The 20,185-nt window shown below is 74.0% G+C and carries 17 protein-coding genes; 13 read left to right on the top strand and 4 right to left on the bottom strand.

From position 1 onward, the window contains the following. Window positions 1-288: 288 nt before the first annotated feature. Complete coding sequence (locus tag ACFO3J_RS11930; RefSeq protein ID WP_449343644.1) at window positions 289-4,380, top strand: carboxypeptidase regulatory-like domain-containing protein; 4,092 nt, start codon at window positions 289-291, stop codon at window positions 4,378-4,380. A 46-nt stretch (window positions 4,381-4,426) separates the two neighbouring features. Here ACFO3J_RS11930 and ACFO3J_RS11925 read toward each other — a convergent pair whose 3' ends face one another. Continuing rightward, complete coding sequence (locus ACFO3J_RS11925; RefSeq protein WP_386428919.1) at window positions 4,427-4,924, bottom strand: winged helix-turn-helix transcriptional regulator; 498 nt, start codon at window positions 4,922-4,924, stop codon at window positions 4,427-4,429. Window positions 4,925-5,028: 104 nt separating this feature from the next. Between ACFO3J_RS11925 and ACFO3J_RS11920 the strand changes: the two genes are divergently transcribed. Further along, window positions 5,029-6,510 carry an MFS transporter gene (locus ACFO3J_RS11920; protein ID WP_386428918.1) on the top strand — a complete coding sequence of 494 codons (1,482 nt, stop codon included), beginning with the start codon at window positions 5,029-5,031 and terminating at the stop codon, window positions 6,508-6,510. A 382-nt stretch (window positions 6,511-6,892) separates the two neighbouring features. Here ACFO3J_RS11920 and ACFO3J_RS11915 read toward each other — a convergent pair whose 3' ends face one another. Beyond that, window positions 6,893-7,825, bottom strand: coding sequence for a 5'-3' exonuclease (locus tag ACFO3J_RS11915; RefSeq protein WP_386429211.1), 933 nt, complete (start codon window positions 7,823-7,825; stop codon window positions 6,893-6,895). Between the two features lie 75 nt (window positions 7,826-7,900). Here ACFO3J_RS11915 and ACFO3J_RS11910 point away from each other — a divergent pair, with 75 nt between their 5' ends. Both ACFO3J_RS11910 and ACFO3J_RS11905 read left to right on the top strand, forming a co-directional pair. After that, window positions 7,901-8,725, top strand: a complete 825-nt coding sequence (locus ACFO3J_RS11910) for a helical backbone metal receptor (RefSeq protein ID WP_386428916.1) — start codon at window positions 7,901-7,903, stop codon at window positions 8,723-8,725. Between the two features lie 58 nt (window positions 8,726-8,783). Next, window positions 8,784-9,824 (top strand): DUF2510 domain-containing protein, encoded by a 1,041-nt coding sequence (locus ACFO3J_RS11905; protein WP_386428915.1) that lies wholly within the window; start codon window positions 8,784-8,786, stop codon window positions 9,822-9,824. A 107-nt stretch (window positions 9,825-9,931) separates the two neighbouring features. Here the strand turns inward: ACFO3J_RS11905 and ACFO3J_RS11900 are convergent, their stop codons facing one another. Beyond that, window positions 9,932-11,137, bottom strand: coding sequence for an amino acid deaminase/aldolase (locus ACFO3J_RS11900; protein WP_386428914.1), 1,206 nt, complete (start codon window positions 11,135-11,137; stop codon window positions 9,932-9,934). A gap of 132 nt (window positions 11,138-11,269) precedes the next feature. On the opposite strand from ACFO3J_RS11900, the gene ACFO3J_RS11895 reads away from it, so the two are divergent. The 4 genes from ACFO3J_RS11895 (at window position 11,270) to ACFO3J_RS11880 (ending at window position 15,654) form a co-directional block, all read left to right on the top strand. Then, window positions 11,270-12,496 carry a hypothetical protein gene (locus ACFO3J_RS11895; protein ID WP_386428912.1) on the top strand — a complete coding sequence of 409 codons (1,227 nt, stop codon included), beginning with the start codon at window positions 11,270-11,272 and terminating at the stop codon, window positions 12,494-12,496. Then, window positions 12,493-13,689 (top strand): type VII secretion-associated serine protease mycosin, encoded by a 1,197-nt coding sequence (gene mycP / locus ACFO3J_RS11890; protein ID WP_386428910.1) that lies wholly within the window; start codon window positions 12,493-12,495, stop codon window positions 13,687-13,689. The genes ACFO3J_RS11895 and mycP overlap by 4 nt, the downstream gene beginning before the upstream one ends. 61 nt (window positions 13,690-13,750) lie before the next feature. Beyond that, complete coding sequence (locus tag ACFO3J_RS11885) at window positions 13,751-14,506, top strand: SseB family protein (RefSeq protein ID WP_386428909.1); 756 nt, start codon at window positions 13,751-13,753, stop codon at window positions 14,504-14,506. Window positions 14,507-14,700: 194 nt separating this feature from the next. After that, entirely contained in the window at window positions 14,701-15,654 is a 954-nt protein-coding gene (locus ACFO3J_RS11880) for an MIP/aquaporin family protein (protein WP_386428907.1), read from the top strand. A gap of 49 nt (window positions 15,655-15,703) precedes the next feature. On the opposite strand, the gene ACFO3J_RS11875 is transcribed toward ACFO3J_RS11880, so the two are convergent. Then, window positions 15,704-16,084, bottom strand: coding sequence for a DUF1844 domain-containing protein (locus ACFO3J_RS11875; protein WP_386428905.1), 381 nt, complete (start codon window positions 16,082-16,084; stop codon window positions 15,704-15,706). 356 nt (window positions 16,085-16,440) lie between these two features. Between ACFO3J_RS11875 and infC the strand changes: the two genes are divergently transcribed. The 5 genes from infC to ACFO3J_RS11850 all read left to right on the top strand — a co-directional run bounded on the left by infC (window position 16,441) and on the right by ACFO3J_RS11850 (window position 20,183). Further along, window positions 16,441-17,130: a translation initiation factor IF-3 gene (infC, locus tag ACFO3J_RS11870; RefSeq protein WP_386429210.1), complete on the top strand. Its 690-nt coding sequence runs from the start codon at window positions 16,441-16,443 to the stop codon at window positions 17,128-17,130. A 103-nt stretch (window positions 17,131-17,233) separates the two neighbouring features. After that, on the top strand, window positions 17,234-17,428 hold the full coding sequence (gene rpmI / locus ACFO3J_RS11865) for a 50S ribosomal protein L35 (protein ID WP_093739446.1): 195 nt from the start codon (window positions 17,234-17,236) through the stop codon (window positions 17,426-17,428). Window positions 17,429-17,526: 98 nt separating this feature from the next. Next, window positions 17,527-17,910, top strand: coding sequence for a 50S ribosomal protein L20 (gene rplT, locus ACFO3J_RS11860; RefSeq protein WP_093739444.1), 384 nt, complete (start codon window positions 17,527-17,529; stop codon window positions 17,908-17,910). Between the two features lie 141 nt (window positions 17,911-18,051). After that, window positions 18,052-18,909, top strand: a complete 858-nt coding sequence (locus tag ACFO3J_RS11855) for a TrmH family RNA methyltransferase (protein ID WP_386428903.1) — start codon at window positions 18,052-18,054, stop codon at window positions 18,907-18,909. A gap of 50 nt (window positions 18,910-18,959) precedes the next feature. Further along, a complete protein-coding gene (locus tag ACFO3J_RS11850) occupies window positions 18,960-20,183 on the top strand; it encodes a sensor histidine kinase (protein ID WP_386429209.1) in 1,224 nt (407 codons plus the stop codon). The last annotated feature ends 2 nt before the right edge of the window (window positions 20,184-20,185 follow it).

The following is a 20,185-nucleotide window of genomic DNA, read 5'->3' as shown; positions in this document are numbered from 1 at the left end:
GATGACGGGAAGCCGCCTCCGGGAATCGGGACCCGCAGTGTCAGGAACCCGACAAGCCCTGGGGGATTCCGGTGGGGCGAGTGAGGCACAGGTATACGCCAGCGGTCCGAGCGGACCGCGACCGGGTGGGACGCCGATGTCGAGCAGGCCCGGTGCCTTCCGTCCAGTCACAGGTCCCCAGGGAGACTCGCCTTGCGCATACCCCTTCCCAGACCGAGCCGGGCCCGGCGCGCCGCCACCGCGGTCGCCGCGCTCTCCTCGGCCGCCCTCGCCGTACTCGGGATCCAACTGCCCGCCGCCGCGACCGCGTCGGCCGCCGCCCCCGCGCGGCCCGACGTCGTACGGCAGTGCGGCGACGCCAAGCCCGGCCAGTTCGCCTGCCTCGCGCTGCGCCGCACCGACCTGCCCGCGCGGTCCGGCCTGCAGCCGCTCGCCACCACCCCGGACGGCTTCGGGCCCGCCGACCTGCAGAGCGCCTACGCACTGCCCGCCGACGGCGGCGCCGGCCAGACCGTGGCCATCGTGGACGCCTACGACGACCCCACCGCCGAGGCCGATCTGGCGGTCTATCGCGAGCAGTTCGGCCTGCCGGCCTGCACCGCCGCCAGTGGCTGCTTCACCAAGGTCAGCCAGCGCGGCGGCACCGACTACCCCGCGCCGGACCCGGACTGGGCCGGCGAGATCTCCCTCGACGTCGACATGGTCTCCGCCGCCGCGCCCAACGCGCACATCCTGCTCGTCGAGGCGGACACCCCGAACTTCGAGGATCTCGGCGCCGCGGTGGACGAGGCGGTCGCGCTCGGCGCGAAGTACGTCTCCAACTCCTATGGCACCAACTACGACAGCACCGCGGGCAGCGGCGAGGATCCCTCCGAACTCACCGCGATGGACCCGTACTACGACCACCCGGGCGTCGCGGTCGTCGCCTCCACCGGTGACGACGGCTTCGGCGTCAGCTACCCGGCCGCCTCGCAGTATGTGACCTCGGTCGGCGGCACCGCCCTCACCCGGGACTCCGGCAGCGCCCGCGGCTGGAGCGAGTCGGTGTGGAACAACACCTTCGGCGGCCCGGGTTCGGGCTGCTCGGTGTACGAGCCCAAGCCGGTCTTCCAGACCGACACCCTCTGCGCCAAGCGCTCCGTCGCCGATGTCTCCGCCGTCGCCGACCCGTTGACCGGCGTCTCCGTCTACCAGACCTACGGTGACAGCGGCTGGACGGTGTACGGCGGCACCAGCGCCTCCTCCCCGCTCATCGCGGGCGTCTACGCCTCGGCCGGCACCCCGGCGGCGGGCACCTACCCCAACTCCTATCCCTACGCGGCGAAGTCGGCGCTCAACGACGTGACCACGGGCGACAACGGCGACTGCGCCCCGGCCGGGCTGTGCACCGCGGGACCCGGCTACGACGGCCCCACCGGTCTCGGCACCCCGAACGGCCTCGCGGCCTTCCGCAGCGGCCCGCACGGCGTGATCAGCGGCACCGTCACCGACCACGCCACCGGCGCCCCGCTGGCCGGCGCCACCGTCAAGGCCGGTGACTACAGCGCCACTTCGGACGCCACCGGGGCCTACCGGCTGGACCTCCAGCCGGGCACCTACGACGTGACCGCCTCCGCCTACGGCTACTCCGCCGCGACCACCTCAGCGGTCGTCCTCACCGACGGGGCCACCGTCGCCGCGTCCTTCGCCCTCGACGCGGTCCCGACCCGGACGATCTCCGGCAAGGTCGCGGACGGCTCCGGCCACGGCTGGCCGCTCTACGCCGAGATCACCGCGGCCGGCGTGCCCGGCGGACCGGTCTTCACCGACCCCGCGACCGGCGCCTACACGCTGACCCTGCCGCAGAACAGCGGCTACACCCTGCACATCGTGGCCGACTATCCCGGCTACCAGTCCGTCGACAAGACCGTGCAGCTCGGCGCGGCCGACCTGCACCTCAATGTCTCCGTCCCGGTGGACCCGGTGGCCGCCCAGGCCCCCGGCTACGCGGTCCACCTCAGCGGCGCCACCGAGCCGTTCACCTCCACCGGCGGGCCGCCGGCCGGCTGGTCCGTCAGCAACGCCGCGGGCACGGACGGCGGTTGGACCTTCGACGACGAGGGCGACCGCGGCAACAGGACCGGCGGCTCCGGCGGCTTCGCCATCATCGACAGCGACGACATCGGGCAGGGCCTGGACCAGGACAGCTCCCTGCTGTCCCCGTCCTACGACCTGACCGGCCTGAGCAACCCGGTGGTCGGCTTCGACACCGACTACAAGGAATTTTCCAACTCCACCGCCGACGTGGACGTCTCGGCCGACGGCGGCGCCACCTGGACCACGCTGTGGGAGCGGACCACCGACTCGGTCACCGGGCCCGCGCACGTCGATCTGCCGCTCACCGACTACACCGGCAAGCCCGATGTCCGGCTGCGCTTCCACTACACCGGCAACTGGGCCTACTGGTGGCAGCTGGACAACGTCTTCGTCGGGCAGCGCAGTTACGATCCGGTGCCCGGCGGCCTGATCGTCGGCAACGTCACCGACGCCAACACCCGGACCGGTGTCAACGGCGCCACCGTCACCAGCACCGACGCACCCGGCGACCACACCACCAGCACGGCCACGCCCGACGACCCGGCACGCGGTGACGGCTTCTACTGGATGTTCTCGCACCTCACCGGCAAGCACCCGGTGAGCGCGGCGGCCTCGCACTACACCTCGGTCTCCGCGACCGCGAACGTCCCGCCGGACGGCGCCGTCGAGCGCGATCTCGCCCTCAAAGCAGGGCGGTTGACGGTCACCCCGGCGTCCGTCGCCAAGACCGTGGCCTGGGGCAAGAGCGCCACCCAGAAGGTGACGGTCAAGAACACCGGCGCCGCCCCGGCCACGATCGAGCTCGGCGAGGCCCCCGGCGGGGCGGTCATCCAGCAGGCCGGCGCGCCGCTGAACCTCGTCAAGGGCCACTACTCCCCGCTGTCGCTCACGGCACACAGCGCCAAGTCCGGTGCCAAGTCCGGTGCCGTACACGGCGGGTCGGCGACCAACGACGCCTCGGCCGCCGCCCAGGGCACCGCCGGCACCGCCTGGCAGCCGGTCCCCGATCTGCCGGTGGCCACCGGCGACAACGCGGTGGCCTCCTACCAGGGCACCGTCTACTCCGCGTTCGGCTTCACCGGCGCCGCCGACACCAGCGACCTGTACGCGTACAGCGCGGACAGCGGCGCCTGGACCAAGCTCGCCTCCGCCGCCGACACCCGCGAAGCACCGGTCCACGGGATCATCAACGGAAAGTTCTACGCGGCGGGCGGCTGGGGCGCCTCCGGCGCGCCGGACGCCAAGCTGGAGATCTACGACATCGGCGCCGGCACCTGGAGCACCGGCGCCGCCGCACCCAAGCCGTATGCGGGCGCGGGCAGCGCGGTCCTGGACGGCAAGCTGTACTCGGTCGGCGGCTGCACCGACTCCGTGTGCGGCAGCACCGACGTCACCGTCTACGACCCGAGCACCAACTCCTGGGCGAGCCTGGCCGCTTACCCCGAACCCGTGGCCTGGGAGGCCTGCGGCGGCATCGCCGGCAAGCTCTACTGCTCCGGCGGCACCGTCGACGCCGGCAGCCTGACCCACGCCTACGTCTACGACCCCGCCGCCGACTCCTGGTCGCCGATCGCCGACCAGCCGACCGACGCCTGGGGCGCGGCCTACACCGCCGCCAACGGCCAGTTGCTCATCAAGGGCGGCGCGGTCGACGACGCCGCCGAGCTGACCAACCAGGCCTGGGCCTACCAGCCCACCGACAACACCTGGACAGCGCTGCCGAACGCCAACGCCTCCCTCTACCGGGGTGGCGGCGCCAGCGGCTTCTACGCGATCGGCGGTCTGGCCGGCCAGACCCCGGCCAAGACCTCGGAAGTCCTGCCCGGTTACGACCAGACCGAGGCGGCCGACGTCAGCTGGCTCAGCGAGAGCGCCGGCACGCTGACCGTGCAGCCGGGCGCCACCGCGACCATCACCCTCACCCTCGACTCGGCCGCGCCGGAGATCAGCCAACCCGGCACGTACACCGCGTCGTTGCTCCTGGCCACCGACACCCCGTACCAACTCGCCCCGATCGGCGTCTCGATGACGGTGAAGCCGCCCGCGACCTGGGGCAAGATCACCGGCACCGTGAAGGCGTCCGGCGGCGCCCCGCTCGCCGGGGCGACCGTGCAGATCAACACCTGGGCGACGCACTACACGCTCAAGACCGGGACCGACGGCGGCTACGCGCTGTGGCTCGACACCCGCAACAACCCGCTCCAGCTGATCGTGGCCAAGGACGGCTACCAGCCGACCACGACCACCGTGAAGATCACCAAGGGGGCCACCACGACCAGTGACTTCACCCTGCTGAAGGACTGACCGCACCGGTGCGGGGCCGTCCGCGCGGCGGCCCCGCATCCGGCTGTCACGGGCGGGTCGGTGTCAGGGACTCCCTGGTCATCGGCTCGCCGCAGTGCTCGCACCGCAGGTCGGCGGCCAGTTGCTCGCCGCAGCTGTGGCGGAAGACGACCGCGGGGGTGTCCACGGCCCACTTGTCGCCCCATTGCAGCAGCCCCAGCATCACCGGGCGCAGCTCCCGGCCGGCCTCGGTGAGGTGGTACTCATAGCGCGGCGGGTGCTCGCTGTACAGCCGCCGCTCGATGACGCCGGCCTGCTCCAGCTTGCGCAGCCGGTCGGTGAGGATGTCGCGGGACGCGCCGGTGTAGCCCGCGATCCTGGAGAACCGGTGCACGCCGTAGGCCATCTCCCGCAGCGCGAGCAGCGACCAGCGCTCGCCCACGATCTCCAGCGCGGCGGCCAGCGAGCACGGGCGCACCGCGAGCGGCGCCTGGGCCATCACATGCGGTGTGTACCCGGCGGCGGGCGCGGCCGGTGCGGCGCCCACCCCTTCCTTCGTGTCCATGGCTCCAGCGTAGACCTGAGTCAGTTGTTTTTTCCTACTCACGACTGCTAGCGTCGCATCGGTCGGTTGGAAAACACAACACACAGAGTTCGGCGAGGGGAACCATGACCATCGGGAACGCGGGACAGCCGCGGCTGGCGGACGGCACACCACCCGAGCCGGCCGCCGGGCAGGACGCGGAACCGCCGCAGGACGCCGCCGCCCGCCGGCGCGCCCTGACCATCCTGGCGCTGAGCAGCCTCGGCGTCTTCGTGGTCTTCCTCGACACCACGATCGTCAATGTCGCCTTCGAGACGATCAGCCGCAGCTTCCACACCACCACCGGCCGACTCGCCTGGGTGCTCAACGCCTACAGCCTGGTCTTCGCCGCCGTCCTCATCCCGGCCGGCCGCCTCGCCGACCGCTACGGCCGCAAGCGGATCTTCCTCATCGGTCTGACCGGCTTCGCACTGATGAGCGCGCTGTGCGGCATCGCGCCCGACTCCGGCGTGCTGATCGGCGGCCGGGCCCTCCAGGCGCTGTTCGCCGCGCTGGTCACCCCGACCTCGCTCGCCCTGGTGCTGCCGGAGTTCCCGGCCTCCAAGCGGCACGTCGCCATCGGCACCTGGGGCGCGATGGGCGCCGCCGCCGCGGCGCTGGGACCCACGATCGGCGCGCTGCTCACCGAATACGCCTCCTGGCGCTGGATCTTCCTGGTCAACGTGCCGATCTGCGCGGCGGTCGTCTTCTTCGGCCTGCGGCTGCTGCGGGAGACCCGCGACCCGCAGGCATCGGGCCTGCCCGACCCGCTCGGCGTGCTGCTGGTCGCCGCCATGCCCGCCGCGCTCAGCCTGGCCATCATCGAGGGCCCGAACCGGGGCTGGTCCGACCCCCTGGTGATCGGCGGGTTCGTCCTCGCCGCCGCGCTGCTGCCGGTCTTCCTGCTGCGCACCCGGGTGGCCAGCCGGCCGGTGATGGACCTCGCGCTGTTCAAGGTCCGGCAGTTCCGGCTGGTCAACGCCGCCACCTTGCTGTTCGCCTCGGCGTTCTACGGCATGCTGCTCGGCAACATCATCTTCCTGCAGACGGTGTGGCACTACTCCGTCCTGCACGCGGCGCTCGCCACCGCCCCCAGTCCGCTGGTCGTCACCGTGCTGGCGCGTACGTCCAGCCGGCTCTCCCACCGGTACGGCCCCCGGCCGGTCCTCACGGCCGGCGCGCTGCTGTGGACGGCCGGCATGGCGGTGAACGCCAGCGTCGTCGGCGGCAGTCCGCACTGGACCACCCACTGGCTGCCCGGCGCGCTGCTGGCAGGCCTCGGCATCGGGATGACGCTGCCGGTCCAGTCCGGCGCCGCCGCCCAGTCGCTGCCACCGGCCCGCTTCGCGGTGGGCTCGGCGATCAACGCCAGCTTCCGGCAACTCGGCGCGGTCCTCGGCATCAGCGTCTTCGTCGCCGTCCTCGGCACTCCGGGCGCCTCCACGGCGGTCGCCTCCTTCCACCGGGTGTGGTGGGTGCTGGCCGCGGTGGGCCTGGCGGCCGGGCTGGTGCTGTGGGTGCCCCGGCTGCGGCGCGGACCGGTCTCCGCCGCGGCGGAGACCGCCTGACCCGCCGGTCTTCCCCCTTCTCGAACGGGTCTCGACGTCTCACGCGCGGTTCCCCGCGGCCCTTTTGGGGCCAGGCCGGCCGGGTTCGGTCGGGGGTCGGGTGCGGGCGCGTTGTGGCTTGTCGCGCCGTTCCCCGCGCCCCTTCGGGGCCCGATTGTGCCGTCGGCGGCATCCAACAGGGGCGCGGGGAACTGCGCGGCCAGCCATGGGCGGCGTGCGGTCGGGAGGCGGCCGGGAGTGTCGCGGCGGGTTCCGGCCCGCCCCGGGCGGTGCCCCGTCGGGGGCGCGGGGAACGGCGCGATCAGCCACGCACGGGCCCGCACCCGACCACTTGCTGGACCACCCCCGGCCAAAGGGGGGGCGGGGGAGGGGAAGGCCGGGCTCAGGCTGTCTTGGCCAGTGCCTCCAGCAGGCGGGTCAGCGAACCGCCGAGTCCCCAGCGGGTGGCCAGCGCCGTCAGGGCCTCCGGGTCGGCGGGCTCCGTCGGTACGGCCGGGTCGAAGGCCGGCAGCGGGACGTCACCGGCCACCCGGACCACCTTGGGCGCGACATCCAGATAGGCGCCGGCCTCGGTGATGTTGCGCCGCCGGGCCGGGGTGAGCCGGGAGAAGGGATCCGCCGCGGCGGCCCGCACACCGGCCAGGTCCTCGTAGCGGGTGATCAGCTCGGCCGCGCTCTTGTCGCCGATGCCCTTCACCCCGGGCAGCCCGTCGCTCGGGTCGCCGCGCAGCGCCGCGAAGTCGGCGTACTGGTCGGCGCGCACGCCGTAGCGGGTGGTGATGGCCTCCTCGTCGATGACGTCGCAGTCGCCGACGCCCTTGCGCGGATACAGCACCCGCACCCCGCGCGCGTCGTCCACCAGCTGGAAGAGGTCGCGGTCGCCGGTGACGATCGCGACCGGGACGGTGGCGGCGCCGGCCAGGGTGCCGATCACGTCGTCCGCCTCGTAACCGGCGACACCGATACGGGTGACGCCGATCGCGTCCAGCACCGCCTCGATCACCGGCACCTGCGGCGACAGCGTGTCCGGCACCTGCTCGACGGAGCCCTCCCCGCCGGCCCCGCCGTCGGCGCCGGCCGGCTCGTCCGCGACCCGGTGGGATTTGTACGACGGGATCAGCTCGACCCGCCACTGCGGCCGCCAGTCCGCGTCCATGCACGCCACCAGCCCGGTGGGGGAGTGGTCGGCCACCAGCCGGGCGATGAAGTCCAGCAGCCCGCGCACCGCGTTGACCGGCGTGCCGTCCGGTGCTTTCACCGATTCCGGCACCCCGAAATAGGCACGGAAATACAGGCTCGCGGTGTCCAGGAGCAGCAGCTTGCCGGGCTTGTCGTCAGTCACGGCGCCAGCATGGCACGGGCCACCGACAGACCGCCGTACCGTGGGGCGGTGACCCCGCGCCCGGCCGCCGAGCCCTTTCCCGCCCGGAGCGGGCCCGGCGGCGGCCCGGTGCGCCGGGTCGTCTCGCTGGTGCCGTCCCTCACCGAGGCCGTTGCCGTCAGCGCGCCGGGACTCCTCGTCGGCGCCACCGACTGGTGCAGCCACCCGGCGGGGCTGGACGTCGTACGCGTCGGCGGCACCAAGAACCCGGACGTGCCCGCGATCACCGCGCTCGCGCCCGACCTGGTGATCGCCAACGAGGAGGAGAACCGGGCCCCGGACCTGGCCGCCCTGCGCGCGGCGGGCCTGCCGGTCATGGTCACCGAAGTACGCTCGCTGCCCCAGTCGTTCACCGAGCTGGCCCGCGTACTGGTCGAGGGATGCGGGCTGCCCCGGCCGGGCTGGCTCGACGCGGCGCGGGCCGCCTGGCTCGACGTCACCCCGTACGCCCCCAGGCTGCGGGCGGTCGTCCCGATCTGGCGGCGGCCCTGGATGACCCTTGGCCGGGACACCTTCGCCGGCGACCTGCTGGCCGCCCTCGGCGTGGACCATGTGCACGCCGGCGACGCCGAGCGCTACCCGAGGGCCGACCTCGCCCGGCTGCCCGCCGCCGACCTGGTAATCCTGCCCGACGAGCCCTACCGCTTCACCGCCGAGGACGGCCCCGAGGCGTTCCCCGGGCTGCCCGCCGCCCTGGTCAGCGGCCGCCATCTCACCTGGTACGGGCCCTCGCTCGTGGAGGCGCCCGAGGTCATCGGGCGGGCGCTGCGGGCGGCCGTCCACCGGCCGGGCCCGGCCCGGCGGGCCCGCGGCGGCCCGGATCCCCGGGTGTGAAGAAGGCGTCAACCGGTTGCTTACGGGATTCTCATGCTGGGGCCATAAGGTGACCGGCGTGACGACGACGACCCCGCCCGGCTGGTATCCAGAACCCGGGCTCACAGGCAACGGCCCGGCCATGGAACGCTGGTGGGACGGGAACGCGTGGACCGAATACACCAGGAACGCGCCCACGGACACCCCACCGCCGGGATACCCGGTCTATCCGGGATACCCGAGCGGGTATCCGGGCGGCTATCCCGGTGGTTTCCCCGGCGGTGAGCCGTACCCCGCCGCCCCCAAGCGGCGCCGTACCGGCGTCATCGTCATCGCCGTCGTGGCCGCGCTGGTGGTGATAGGCGGCGTCATCGCCGGCGTGGTGGCTCTCGGCGGTGGCGACGACAACGGCAACGACGCCAAGGGCGCCCCGACGCCGTCCGCGAGCAGCGGTGGCCCGGGCGGTTTCGGCCAGGCCCCCGGTCCCGGCCAGACGCCGCTCGACCCCGGTGGCCCGCTCGATCCCGGCGGACCGGACGACCCGAGCGACCCCGGCGGCCCGGGAGCCGCCCCGACCGGCCCGCCGGTCGACGCCTACGACGGCATCAAGCTGCCCGTGCTCAGCGGCTGGCAGGGCAGCCCCGGCGAGCAGGGAGTGGGCGCCAGCGTCGTCACCGGCCAGTACGCGTGCCCCGGTGACGCCACCCAGACCTGTGTACGCGGCGGGGTCTTCGCCCAGCCCGCGGCGCTGCTCAAGCTCAGCTCCAGCACCCCCGAGGCCGCGGCCAAGGAGGACATCCCCCTCAACGCCTCGGACTCGTACGGCACCGCCATCTACGGCAAGACCACCTCGCACCAGGAGGTCGCGTCCAAGTCCGTCACGGTCGCCGGGCAGAAGGGCTACCTGGTCCGCTGGAAGGTGGTCACCGCCTCCGGCACCGACGGATACGTCGAGTCGCTGGTCTTCCCGTCCCCCGCGGACAGCGGCAAGCTCGTGGTCGTCCGCTTCGGCTTCGATGTCGGCGGCAAGGCGCCGGGCGTCGACCTGATGGACCAGATCGCCCAGGGCATCACCGCCGACAGCAGCGGCGGCACCGGCGGCTCCGGCACGGGCGTCTGAGCGCCGGCCTCCCGCTCCCGGCGGCCCCCCGCGGCTTTCGCGGGGGGCCGCCGTCGTGCACGGCGCCGGTCCGGCTGCGTCTCCCGCCCGCCCACCGGTCGGGCGGCCTAGAGGAACGTTTTGCCCTCGCCCCGGTAGGTCGGCACCACCGCCGTCACCCGGTCGCCCTCCACCAGCCGCAACTCGCTGAAGCGCTCGCACAGTTCGCCGGCCTTGGCGTGCCGGAACCACACCTTGTCGCCGATCCGCAGACTGTCCGCGGCGGCGCCCAGCAGCGGCGTCTGCACCTCGCCGGGCCCCTCCTGCGGGTCGTAGGACAGCCCCTCCGGCAGATACGGCACCGGCAGCCGGTCCGGTCCCGCCGCGCCGGACGCGGGATAGCCGCCGCCGAGCACCGTGACGACACCCGCACCCGGGCGCCGGACCACCGGCTGGGCGAAGAGCGCGGCCGGCCGGCCCCGGAAGGACGTGTAGTTGTCGAACAGCCGCGGCACATAGAGCCCGGAGCCCGCCGCGATCTCGGTCACCGCGTCCTCGGCCGCGGTGGTCTGCACGCTGCCCGTCCCGCCGCCGTTGACGAACTCCAGGTCGGGGGCCACCACCCGCACCGCGCGCACCGCCTCCGCGCGCCTGGCCGCCAGTTCCTTGCGGGCGGTGGACTGCATCAGCCGTATGGCCAGCGAGCGGGCCGGCCGGCCCGGGACCAGGTCGCCCACCCCCGCCACATGGCCCTCGTACGCCATGATCCCCACCAGCCGGAAGCCCGGCCGGCCCGCGATCGTCCGGGCCAGCGAGGCCATCCGCTCCGGGGTGTGCAGCGGCGAACGCAGCGCTCCCACCCGCACCCGGTCGCCCAGCTTCCGCAAAGACGTGTCGAGTTCGAGGCAGACCCGGATGGTGTGGGTGCCCTCCGCTCCCCGGGCCGCGTCGATCAGGTCGAGCTGGGCCACGTCGTCGACCATCACCGACACGCTCCGCGCGAGTCCGGAATCGGCGGCCAGCTCGGCGAAGCCCTCGCGGTCGGCCGAGGGATAGGCCAGCAGCACATCGCCGAAACCGCTACGGGCCAGCCACAGCGACTCCGCGAGCGTGAAGGACATGATCCCCGCGAAACCGTCCCGCGCCAGCACCCTTTCCAGCAGCGCCCGGCAGCGTACGGACTTGGAGGCCACCCGGATCGGCTTGCCGCCCGCCCGGCGCACGAGATCGTCCGCGTTGGCGTCGAAGGCGTCCAGATCCACGATGGCCACGGGGGCGTCGAGATGGGCGGTGGCCCGGTCGTACCGGGCCCGGTCGGCAGCGCGATCGGACATGGAGCGCAGCCTGCCAGACGGGCACTGCCCGAAGGTAGCCCCGCGCACCTCGCCCTGCCGCAACCGCACCACCGCGCAACCCCGTAGAGTGACGCCCGAGTCGCGCACGCAGAGGTCACGAGGGGGCGCCGGGTGAGTACCGGAGTGGACAACGGACAGACTCCGCCGTCTCCGTTCCCCACCCTCCGCCCGCACGCACCGCGTGCCGCCGCCGACCGGCGCGCCTCCGAGCAGCAGCCGCCGGTGCCGTCGGCGCCGCCGGCCGTACCGGAGACCGGCGCACCGCCGCGGCCCTCCGGCCCGCCGCCGCCCCCCGAGGCGGTGCCCGCGCCCGGCCGCGAGCCGGACGTCCCCCCGATACCGCCCGCCGTCCCGGTCACCGGGCGGCCTCCGGCGGCCCCCCCGCCCCCCGCGACGCCACCACCGCCGCCGGCCGCGCCGGTCCCACGACCCGCGCCGCCCGCGCCGGGACCGCCGACCGGCCCCGCGCCGTACGCGACCGCGCCCGGCGCCGTCCCCTACGCCGCCGCGCAGATACCGCCCGCGCCGCCGCTCGAACCCCCTCCTCCCGCCAGGACGGGACGACGGCGGGTCGGCCCCGCGGTGTGCCTGGTCCTCGGACTCGGGCTCATCGCCGGTGCCACGGCCGGCACGGTGATCAACCACGGGCCCCGGCAGCCCCGACCGGTCGCCGACGGCAGCGTCGAGGCGTTCGCCACCGCCCGCAACGTCTGGCGGAACACCCCGGTCGACCAGCTCTTCCCGCCCACCTACACCGAGAAGGGCGGCGGCCCCGGCGGCGCCGACCGGTCCTGGACCCGGATCGGCGTGGCGCCCCCGGCCGGCTGCGCGGGCGCCTTCGACGCACCCCTGCAAAGGACGCTGGCACCGGTCGGCTGCGTCCGCCTGCTGCGCGCCACGTATCTGGACAGCACCTCCACCACCGTCACGACCGTGGGCCTGCTCGTCACCGCGGGGGAGGCGCCCGCGATGACCGCGCTGAATCTGCGCTGGGACCGGGACGAGCTGGGCCTGCGCACCGACCTGATACCCAAGGCCGTCGCCTTCCCCCGCACCGCCGCCGCGGGCTTCGGCGACCACCAGCGCGGCAGTTGGGCGGTCCAGGTCTCCGCCGACCTGCCGTTCGTCGTGTACGCGGTGAGCGGCTTCGCCGACGGGCGCGCCGTGACGGCCCCGCAGCCCGCCCAGAAGGCGGACGTCCAGGGCGCCACCACCGCCACCGCCCAGGCCGGCCTGGGCTTCGACGTCACCGGCCTCGCCTCCGCCGTGGACGACCGGCTGCACGCCGCCGTCACCGCCGAACTCCACCCCGCCACCGCCCGGGAGACCCACGGATGAGGGTCCCCGCGCGCCGCGCCGGACGCCTGTCCACCGCGCTGGCCGGCGCCGCCGCTGCCCTGGTGCTGATCGCCCAGCCGGCCGCCGCCGACGCCGTCCGCGACGCCGACTGGGCGCTGGCCGCGCTGCACGCCCAGCAGGCGTGGCGCATCTCGAAGGGGGCCGGCGTCACCGTCGCCGTCCTCGACACCGGAGTGGACGGCACCCACCCCGATCTGACCGGCCAGGTGCTGCCGGGCAAGGACGAGATCGGCTTCGGCGCCAAGCCGGGCGACTCCACCTGGGCCCGGCACGGCACCGGGATGGCCGCGATCATCGCCGGCCACGGACACGGCAGCGACAAGGACTCCGGGGTGCTCGGCATCGCCCCGCGCGCCCGCATCCTGCCGGTGCGGGTGATCCTGGAGGACAAGGACCCGCAGCGGCAGAAGGCCCGGCAGACCCGGGGCGACGCGCTGCCCGACGGCATCCGCTGGGCGGTCGACCACGGCGCCGACGTCATCAACCTCTCGCTCGGCGACGACAGCGCCACCGCCGCGCCGGTCGCGGACGAGGACGACGCGATCCAGTACGCGCTGAGCAAGGACGTGGTGGTGGTCGCCTCGGCCGGCAACGGCGGCCAGGACGCCGACCGTTCCTCCTACCCGGCCGCCTACCCCGGGGTCATCGCCGTCGCCGCCGTCGACCAGGACGGGAAGCACGCCGCCTTCTCCACCCGCCGCTGGTACGCCTCGGTCGCCGCGCCGGGCGTGGACGTGGTGATCGCCGACCCGGACCGCACCTATTACAACGGCTGGGGGACCAGCGCGGCCTCCGCCTATGTCTCCGGCACGGCCGCGCTGATCCGCTCGGCGAATCCCCGGCTCAACCCGGCGCAGATCAAGCAGGTGCTGCAGGCCACCACCCGGCACAAGCCGGCCGGCGGCCGCAGCGACTCGCTCGGCACCGGCATGATCGACCCGGCGGCGGCGCTGGCCCTGGCGAAGCGGATGAAACCCGCGCCGGTGGCGCAGGCGCCGGCCTCCTACCCGCAGCGCTACTTCGCGCCGGGCCCGACGCCCGCCCCGGCGCCGGCCGACCCGGACCAGGTGCTGGGCGACGGCGTGGCCGCCGGGTGCGCGGCGGCCGGCGGCGGGCTCATCGTGCTGGCCGCCCTCCTGTGGTTCCGGTCGCGGCGCTCCCGCGTCCTGTGAAGGCCGCGGCGCCGCGCACCCGGTGACAGGCGCCCGGCGCCGCGGCGGTTAGGGTTCCCGGGTGGCGCTCAAGGACATCCCCGACCCCGGTTTCTCCGACGACGACGGCTCGGCGGCCCCCGCGCTGTCCGCCGCGCTAGCGGACTACGCCCGGGACCGCGCCACAGCGCGGGCCGCCGACGCCGAGCGGGCCGTGGTCGAGGCGCTGCACACGGCCCGGCTGCTGATCCCGGTGGTGGCGCTGCTCGGCGAGGCGGAGACCGGGCCGGACGGGCTGCGCCGGGACAAGACCAGCGACATGGCGGTGCCGACCATCCAGGCGCCGGACGGGCGGCGGGCCCTGCCGGCCTTCACCTCCACGGCGAGCCTGGCCCGCTGGCGGCCCGACGCGCGCCCGGTGGCCGTGCCCTTGGCGCGGGCGCTCCAGGCGCTGGCGCACGAGCGGGCCGACACGCTGCTGATCGATCTCGCCGGACCGGTGACGTACGAACTGACCGGCCCGGCACTGCGGGCCGCGGCGCTCGGCCCCGGCCGCCACGACCCGCTGGGCGATCCCGCCGTACGCGAGGCGCTGCGGGCGGCGGTGGCGGCCGAGCCGGGAATCGCCCGCGCGCACTTGAGCCCGGGGCAGCCGGGCAGCGACGGCACGCTCGGCCTGGTGCTGGCGCGCGACGCCGACGCGGCGGTCACCGGCCGGGCACTGGCGGCGGCGCTGGCCGCCGACGAGGTGCTGCGCGGCGCCCTGGTCCAGGGCCTGGACCTGGCCCTGCTGCCCGCCGACACGGCCGTGCCCGGCGAGCCGCTCTTCCGGCGCTGACGGCCGCTGACCGGCGCTGACGGGCGCTGACCAGCGCTGACGGGCGCCGACAGGACCGGGACCGCTCACCGGCCCCCATCGCGCCGTCCATGGCCGTCCACGGCCATCCATCCCTTTCCTCCCGAGATGTGGCGATCAGCGCCGACCCCCACAATGCGAAGTGCGGGCTTACTGATCATCTCTGAGGAGGTCCGATGGAGATCCGAGAAGGTCCGATGGGCCGGGAACTGGACGCGCTGCGTACCATCGACCCCCGGCCGCTGATCTGCGAATTCCTCGGCACGCTGCTGCTGGTCTTCTTCGCGGTCGGTGCCGCCGTACTGTCCGGCCAGTTCATCGGCGCCCTGGGCATCGCCCTGGCCTTCGGCTTCGTGCTGCTGGCGCTGGTCTACACGTTCGGGCCGATCTCCGGCTGCCACATCAACCCCGCGGTGACGCTCGGCATGCTGCTCGCCCGGCGGATCGACGTCCGTACCGCGGTGCTGTACGTGGTCGCCCAGCTGGTCGGCGCGATCGTCGGCGGCGCGCTGCTGCTCCTGGTCGCCGACCAGGTGCCGGGATTCCAGCGGCACGGAGCCTTCGGCACCAACGGCTACAACAGCAGGTCGGCGGTCGGCATCAACATCGGCGGTGCCTTCGTGGCCGAGCTGATCCTGACCTTCCTGCTGGTCTTCGTCTACCTCGCGGTCACCCAGCGGGTCGCCGTGGTCGGCTTCGGCGGCCTGCCCATCGGCATCGCGCTCGTGGTCGTCAACCTGATCGGCATCCCGCTCACCGGCGCCTCGGCGAACCCGGCCCGCAGCTTCGGCCCGGCCGTCTACGCGGGGAGCCCGGCGCTGAACCAGGTATGGCTGTTCCTGGTCGCGCCACTGGTCGGCGGCGCGCTCGCGGCGGTGGTCCACGAGTCCACGCATCCCGCGCTCGTCGCGGCCAGGACGGCCAGGGCGGAGGCCATCGAGGCGGAGGGGGACGCCCGCACGCGGGAATCGGAAGGACGGCAGGGCCCGGTGGGCCCGGGGGGACGCTGGGGGCGGCCGGCCGGAGACGACGGGGGACCCGGCGGCCCGGGCGGACCCGAAGGACCCGGCGGCTCAGGTCCAGGAGGCCAGGGCGGACCCGGCGGCCCGGGCGGCCCCGGTCCGGAGTAGGCCCGCGGCGGCGGCACCCCGGACCCGCGCGGCCCGGGCGCGCGGCCTCTCAGCCGTAGACCGGCCCGGTGTACTTCTCGCCGGGCCCCTGGCCCGGCTCGTCCGGGACGAGCGAGGCCTCGCGGAAGGCCAGCTGCAGCGACTTCAGGCCGTCCCGCAGCGGCGCCGCGTGGAAGGAGCTGATCTCGGTCGCGCTCGCGCTGATCAGCCCGGCCAGCGCCTGGATGAGTTTGCGGGCCTCGTCGAGGTCCCGGTGCTGCTCGCCCTCCTCGGCCAGCCCGAGATTGACCGCCGCGGCGCTCATCAGGTGGACGGCCACGGTCGTGATCACCTCGACGGCCGGCACGTCGGCGATGTCGCGGGTCAGGTCGTCGAATCCGGGGGCGCCCCCGGCGGCGGGGCCGGCCGGGGCGGAGGGTGCGTCGCTCATGCGGGACACGATATGCCCCGTCCGGCCGATTACGGCCTGCGGGCCGTGGCGGGTATAGTGGGAGAACGACCGGTCGGACACCCATGTGTCCGGCCAGCAAGTGGAGGCTCCGATCTCCCACCTGGTCGGCCCCCGGGCCGACGGGTTCCGGTCAGACGGTCACCCGAACGGCTTCCCGCCGGTCGGGCCCCGTCCGATGCGCCCCGCGGAATAGCGCGGCGGTGCTCCCGGTTGTGAGGAGCCCCGCCTGTCTACCGTATGGGGCGTTTTTTCACGCCTGGGGTACGGGGTCGGACGAGACAGACTCAAGCGCGGCCGTCGGCCAGTCGGTCGCGTCGTACAACCGAGGAGGCCCCATCAGCGCCGAGCCCCGCATCAACGACCGGATTCGCGTTCCCGAGGTGCGACTTGTCGGTCCCAGTGGCGAGCAGGTGGGCATTGTGCCGCTTGCCAAGGCCCTGGAGCTCGCGCAGGAGTACGACCTCGACCTGGTCGAGGTAGCGGCGAACGCCCGTCCTCCCGTGTGCAAGCTCATGGACTACGGGAAGTTCAAGTACGAATCGGCCATGAAGGCCCGTGAAGCGCGCAAGAACCAGGCGCACACGGTCATCAAGGAGATGAAGCTCCGGCCGAAGATCGACCCGCACGACTACGACACCAAAAAGGGTCACGTCGTCCGGTTCCTCAAGCAGGGCGACAAGGTCAAGATCACGATCATGTTCCGCGGTCGTGAGCAGTCCCGGCCGGAACTCGGCTACCGACTGCTGCAGCGGCTGGCGGAGGACGTCCAGGACCTCGGCTTCATCGAGTCGAATCCGAAGCAGGACGGCCGGAACATGATCATGGTTCTCGGCCCGCACAAGAAGAAGACCGAGGCCATGGCCGAGGCCCGCGAGGCCCAGGCCGCCCGCAAGGCCGGCCGCCAGGGTGACGGCGGCGACATCGCGGACGACGACCTGGACGACCACGAGGACCACGACGACCACGTGCAGGCATCGGACGCCGAGGACGCGCAGGAAGAGGTACCGGCGCACGACGCCGGCTGAGAACATCCCGGAGCCCCCGGCTCACGGGTCGTAATGCAGCACTGACGCTCTCCGTGCGCCTCGCGGCGTACGGGAGGGCCAGCGACGAGGAGACCACGGCGCCATGCCGAAGAACAAGACCCACAGCGGTGCCAGCAAGCGCTTCAAGATCACCGGCTCCGGCAAGGTGCTGCGCGAGCGCGCCGGCAAGCGCCACCTGCTGGAGCACAAGCCGTCCAGCAAGACCCGCGCCCTGACCGGCACGGTCGAGGTGGCCAAGTCGGACGTCAAGAAGATCAAGAAGCTTCTCGGCAAGTGACCCCCGCGCCCCCGACCGGGGCGCTCGGTCCCCTCCGGGACCCCATTCGCTTTCGGGCCGTGTGAGTACCCCCGCGGTCCCCTAGAAGGAGTCATCAAGTGGCACGCGTCAAGCGGGCAGTCAACGCCCAGAAGAAGCGCCGGGCGATCCTCGAGCAGGCCAGCGGTTACCGCGGTCAGCGTTCGCGCCTGTACCGCAAGGCCAAGGAGCAGGTCACCCACTCCCTGGTCTACAACTACAACGACCGCAAGAAGCGCAAGGGCGACTTCCGTCAGCTGTGGATCCAGCGCATCAACGCCGCTGCCCGCGCCAACGGCATCACCTACAACCGCTTCATCCAGGGCCTCAAGGCCGCCAACGTCGAGGTCGACCGCAAGATCCTGGCGGAGCTGGCCGTGAACGACGCGAACGCGTTCGCGACGCTGGTCGAGGTGGCGCAGAAGGCGCTGCCGTCCGACGTCAACGCGCCCAAGGCGGCATGACACCGCCCGCACGATGCGGTTTCCGGGCCCGCGGGTGAATGTCCCCCGCGGGCCCGTTCGCTGTCCGCGCGGCCCGGCCCGGCCGGTTCGCCGCCTCCACGGCACCCTCCAACGCCCCCACCACCGGGAAACGAGCCCCGCATGTCCACCCCCGAGCTGACCTCGCTGCGCTCCGCCCGGGTCACCGCCGCGCACCGCCTGGGCAAGCGCAGTTTCCGGGGCAAGGAGCGGCGCTTCCTCGCCGAGGGCCCGCAGGCCGTACGGGAGGCCGTCGCGCACCCCGGCGGTCCGGCCGGCCGGACCCTGATCGAGCTGTACGCCACCCCCGAGGCGGCCGAGCGGCACGCCGACCTCGTGGCCGCCGCCCGCGCCTCCGGCGCGCCCGTGCTGACCGCCACGCCCGAGGTCGTCGCGGAGATCTCCGACACCGTGACCCCGCAGGGCCTGGTCGGCGTCTGCCGCTTCCTGGACATCCCGTTCGCCGAGGTGCTGGCCGCCCGCCCCCGGCTGGTCGCCGTGCTCGCCCACGTCCGCGACCCCGGCAACGCCGGCACGGTGCTGCGCTGCGCCGACGCGGCCGGCGCGGACGCGGTGGTGCTCACCGACGCCTCGGTGGACCTCTACAACCCCAAGGCGGTGCGCGCCTCGGCCGGCAGCCTCTTCCATCTGCCGGTCGCGACGGGTGTGCCGGTGGCCGAGGCGGTGGCCGCGCTGCGCGCCGCGGGCGTACGGGTGCTGGCCGCGGACGGCGCCGGCGGCCGCGACCTGGACGCCGAACTCGACGCGGACGCCATGGGCGGGCCCACCGCCTGGGTGTTCGGCAACGAGGCGTGGGGTCTGCCGGAGGAGACCAGGGCGCTGGCCGACGCGGTGGTGCGCGTCCCCATCCACGGGCGCGCGGAAAGCCTCAACCTCGCCACGGCGGCCGCTGTGTGCCTCTACGCCTCCGCGCGCGCCCAGCGCGCTCCCGGAGGGTGCCGCAGCCTCGCGTCAACCTAGTAGGGTGGCGGCCCGGGGGCCCTGAGAGGGGGGTGGCGGGGATGGACGTAATGCCGCAGAACGGCGTCCGCAGCACGCTGAAGGAACAGCCCGGAGACCGGCAGCCCACCGAGCCCCGCCCGGCCGGACCGCCCGCCGCGCGCCCCGCCGGACCACCCGACGAGCGGCGTCCCCCGTATCCCGCCCCGGCCGACGCCGGCGAGGCCTTCGACGACCTGGGCATCGACCCGGACGACCTGCCCGACGGCCTGGTCGTCGCCGACGAGCACCACCGGGTGATCTGCTTCAACGCCGCCGCCGCCCGGATCACCGCGCTGAGCCCCGCCGACGTCATCGGCCGGCCCGTCGAGCTGGCGCTGCCGCTGGAAGACCTCGAAGGCCGCCGCTGGTGGCAGCTCACCGACCCCTATGCCGGCCTCGCCATCCGGGTGGGGCAGCCCGAGCGCAATCTGCTGCTGCCCGGCGGGCGCGAGGTGCTGGTCGTGGCCCGCTTCGTCCGCACCCGGCCCGGCGGGCCGGTCCGCCGGCTGGTGGTCACCCTGCGTGGCACCGAGGCGCGGCGCCGTACCGAACGCAGCCACGCCGAGCTGATCGCCACCGTGGCCCACGAGTTGCGCTCCCCGCTCACCTCGGTGAAAGGCTTCACCGCCACCCTGCTCGCCAAGTGGGAGCGCTTCACCGAGGACCAGAAGAAGGTCATGCTGGAGACGGTCGACGCCGACGCCAATCGCGTCACCCGGCTGATCGCCGAACTGCTCGACATCTCCCGGATCGACTCCGGGCGCCTCGAAGTGCGCCGCCAGCCGGTGGACATCGCCGCCGCCGTGCAGCGGCACGTGGACGCGCATGTCGCCGCCGGGCAGCCCGCCGACCGCTTCCACCTGCGGGTCGGCGGACCGCTGCCCGCGCTGTGGGCAGACCCGGACAAGGTGGACCAGATCCTCGGCAACCTGCTGGAAAACGCGGTGCGCCACGGCGAGGGCACTGTCACCATCGAGGTGGCACCCGCCCCGGAGACCGGGGGCGACCGTACGACGGAAGGCACGGCGGTCACCGTGAGCGACGAAGGCCCCGGCATCCCCGAGGAGTCGATGAGCCGCGTCTTCACCCGCTTCTGGCGCGGCAGCAAGCGCGGCGGCACCGGTCTGGGCCTGTACATCGTCAAGGGCATCGTCGAGGCGCACGGCGGCGTCATCGCCGTCGGCCGGGCCCCCGGCGGGGGTGCCGAGTTCCGATTCGTCCTGCCCGTCGGGACCCCCGCGTTCATGGCCTGACG

The sequence above is a fragment of the Streptomyces polygonati genome (assembly GCF_042650325.1).
Taxonomy (GTDB): Bacteria; Actinomycetota; Actinomycetes; order Streptomycetales; family Streptomycetaceae; genus Actinacidiphila; species Actinacidiphila polygonati.
Note: the sequence above shows the minus strand (reverse complement) of the source record. Positions and strands in the feature narration are given on the sequence as shown.

What these genes read in the sequence shown, in the direction of transcription:
- ACFO3J_RS11925 (WP_386428919.1), bottom strand. Translation starts at nt 4,924, where the DNA reads ATGGACACGAAGGAAGGGGTGGGCGCCGCACCGGCCGCGCCCGCCGCC.
- ACFO3J_RS11920 (WP_386428918.1), top strand. Translation starts at nt 5,029, where the DNA reads ATGACCATCGGGAACGCGGGACAGCCGCGGCTGGCGGACGGCACACCA.
- ACFO3J_RS11900 (WP_386428914.1), bottom strand. Translation starts at nt 11,137, where the DNA reads ATGTCCGATCGCGCTGCCGACCGGGCCCGGTACGACCGGGCCACCGCC.
- mycP (WP_386428910.1), top strand. Translation starts at nt 12,493, where the DNA reads ATGAGGGTCCCCGCGCGCCGCGCCGGACGCCTGTCCACCGCGCTGGCC.
- ACFO3J_RS11880 (WP_386428907.1), top strand. Translation starts at nt 14,701, where the DNA reads ATGGAGATCCGAGAAGGTCCGATGGGCCGGGAACTGGACGCGCTGCGT.
- ACFO3J_RS11875 (WP_386428905.1), bottom strand. Translation starts at nt 16,084, where the DNA reads ATGAGCGACGCACCCTCCGCCCCGGCCGGCCCCGCCGCCGGGGGCGCC.
- rpmI (WP_093739446.1), top strand. Translation starts at nt 17,234, where the DNA reads ATGCCGAAGAACAAGACCCACAGCGGTGCCAGCAAGCGCTTCAAGATC.
- ACFO3J_RS11855 (WP_386428903.1), top strand. Translation starts at nt 18,052, where the DNA reads ATGTCCACCCCCGAGCTGACCTCGCTGCGCTCCGCCCGGGTCACCGCC.
- ACFO3J_RS11850 (WP_386429209.1), top strand. Translation starts at nt 18,960, where the DNA reads ATGCCGCAGAACGGCGTCCGCAGCACGCTGAAGGAACAGCCCGGAGAC.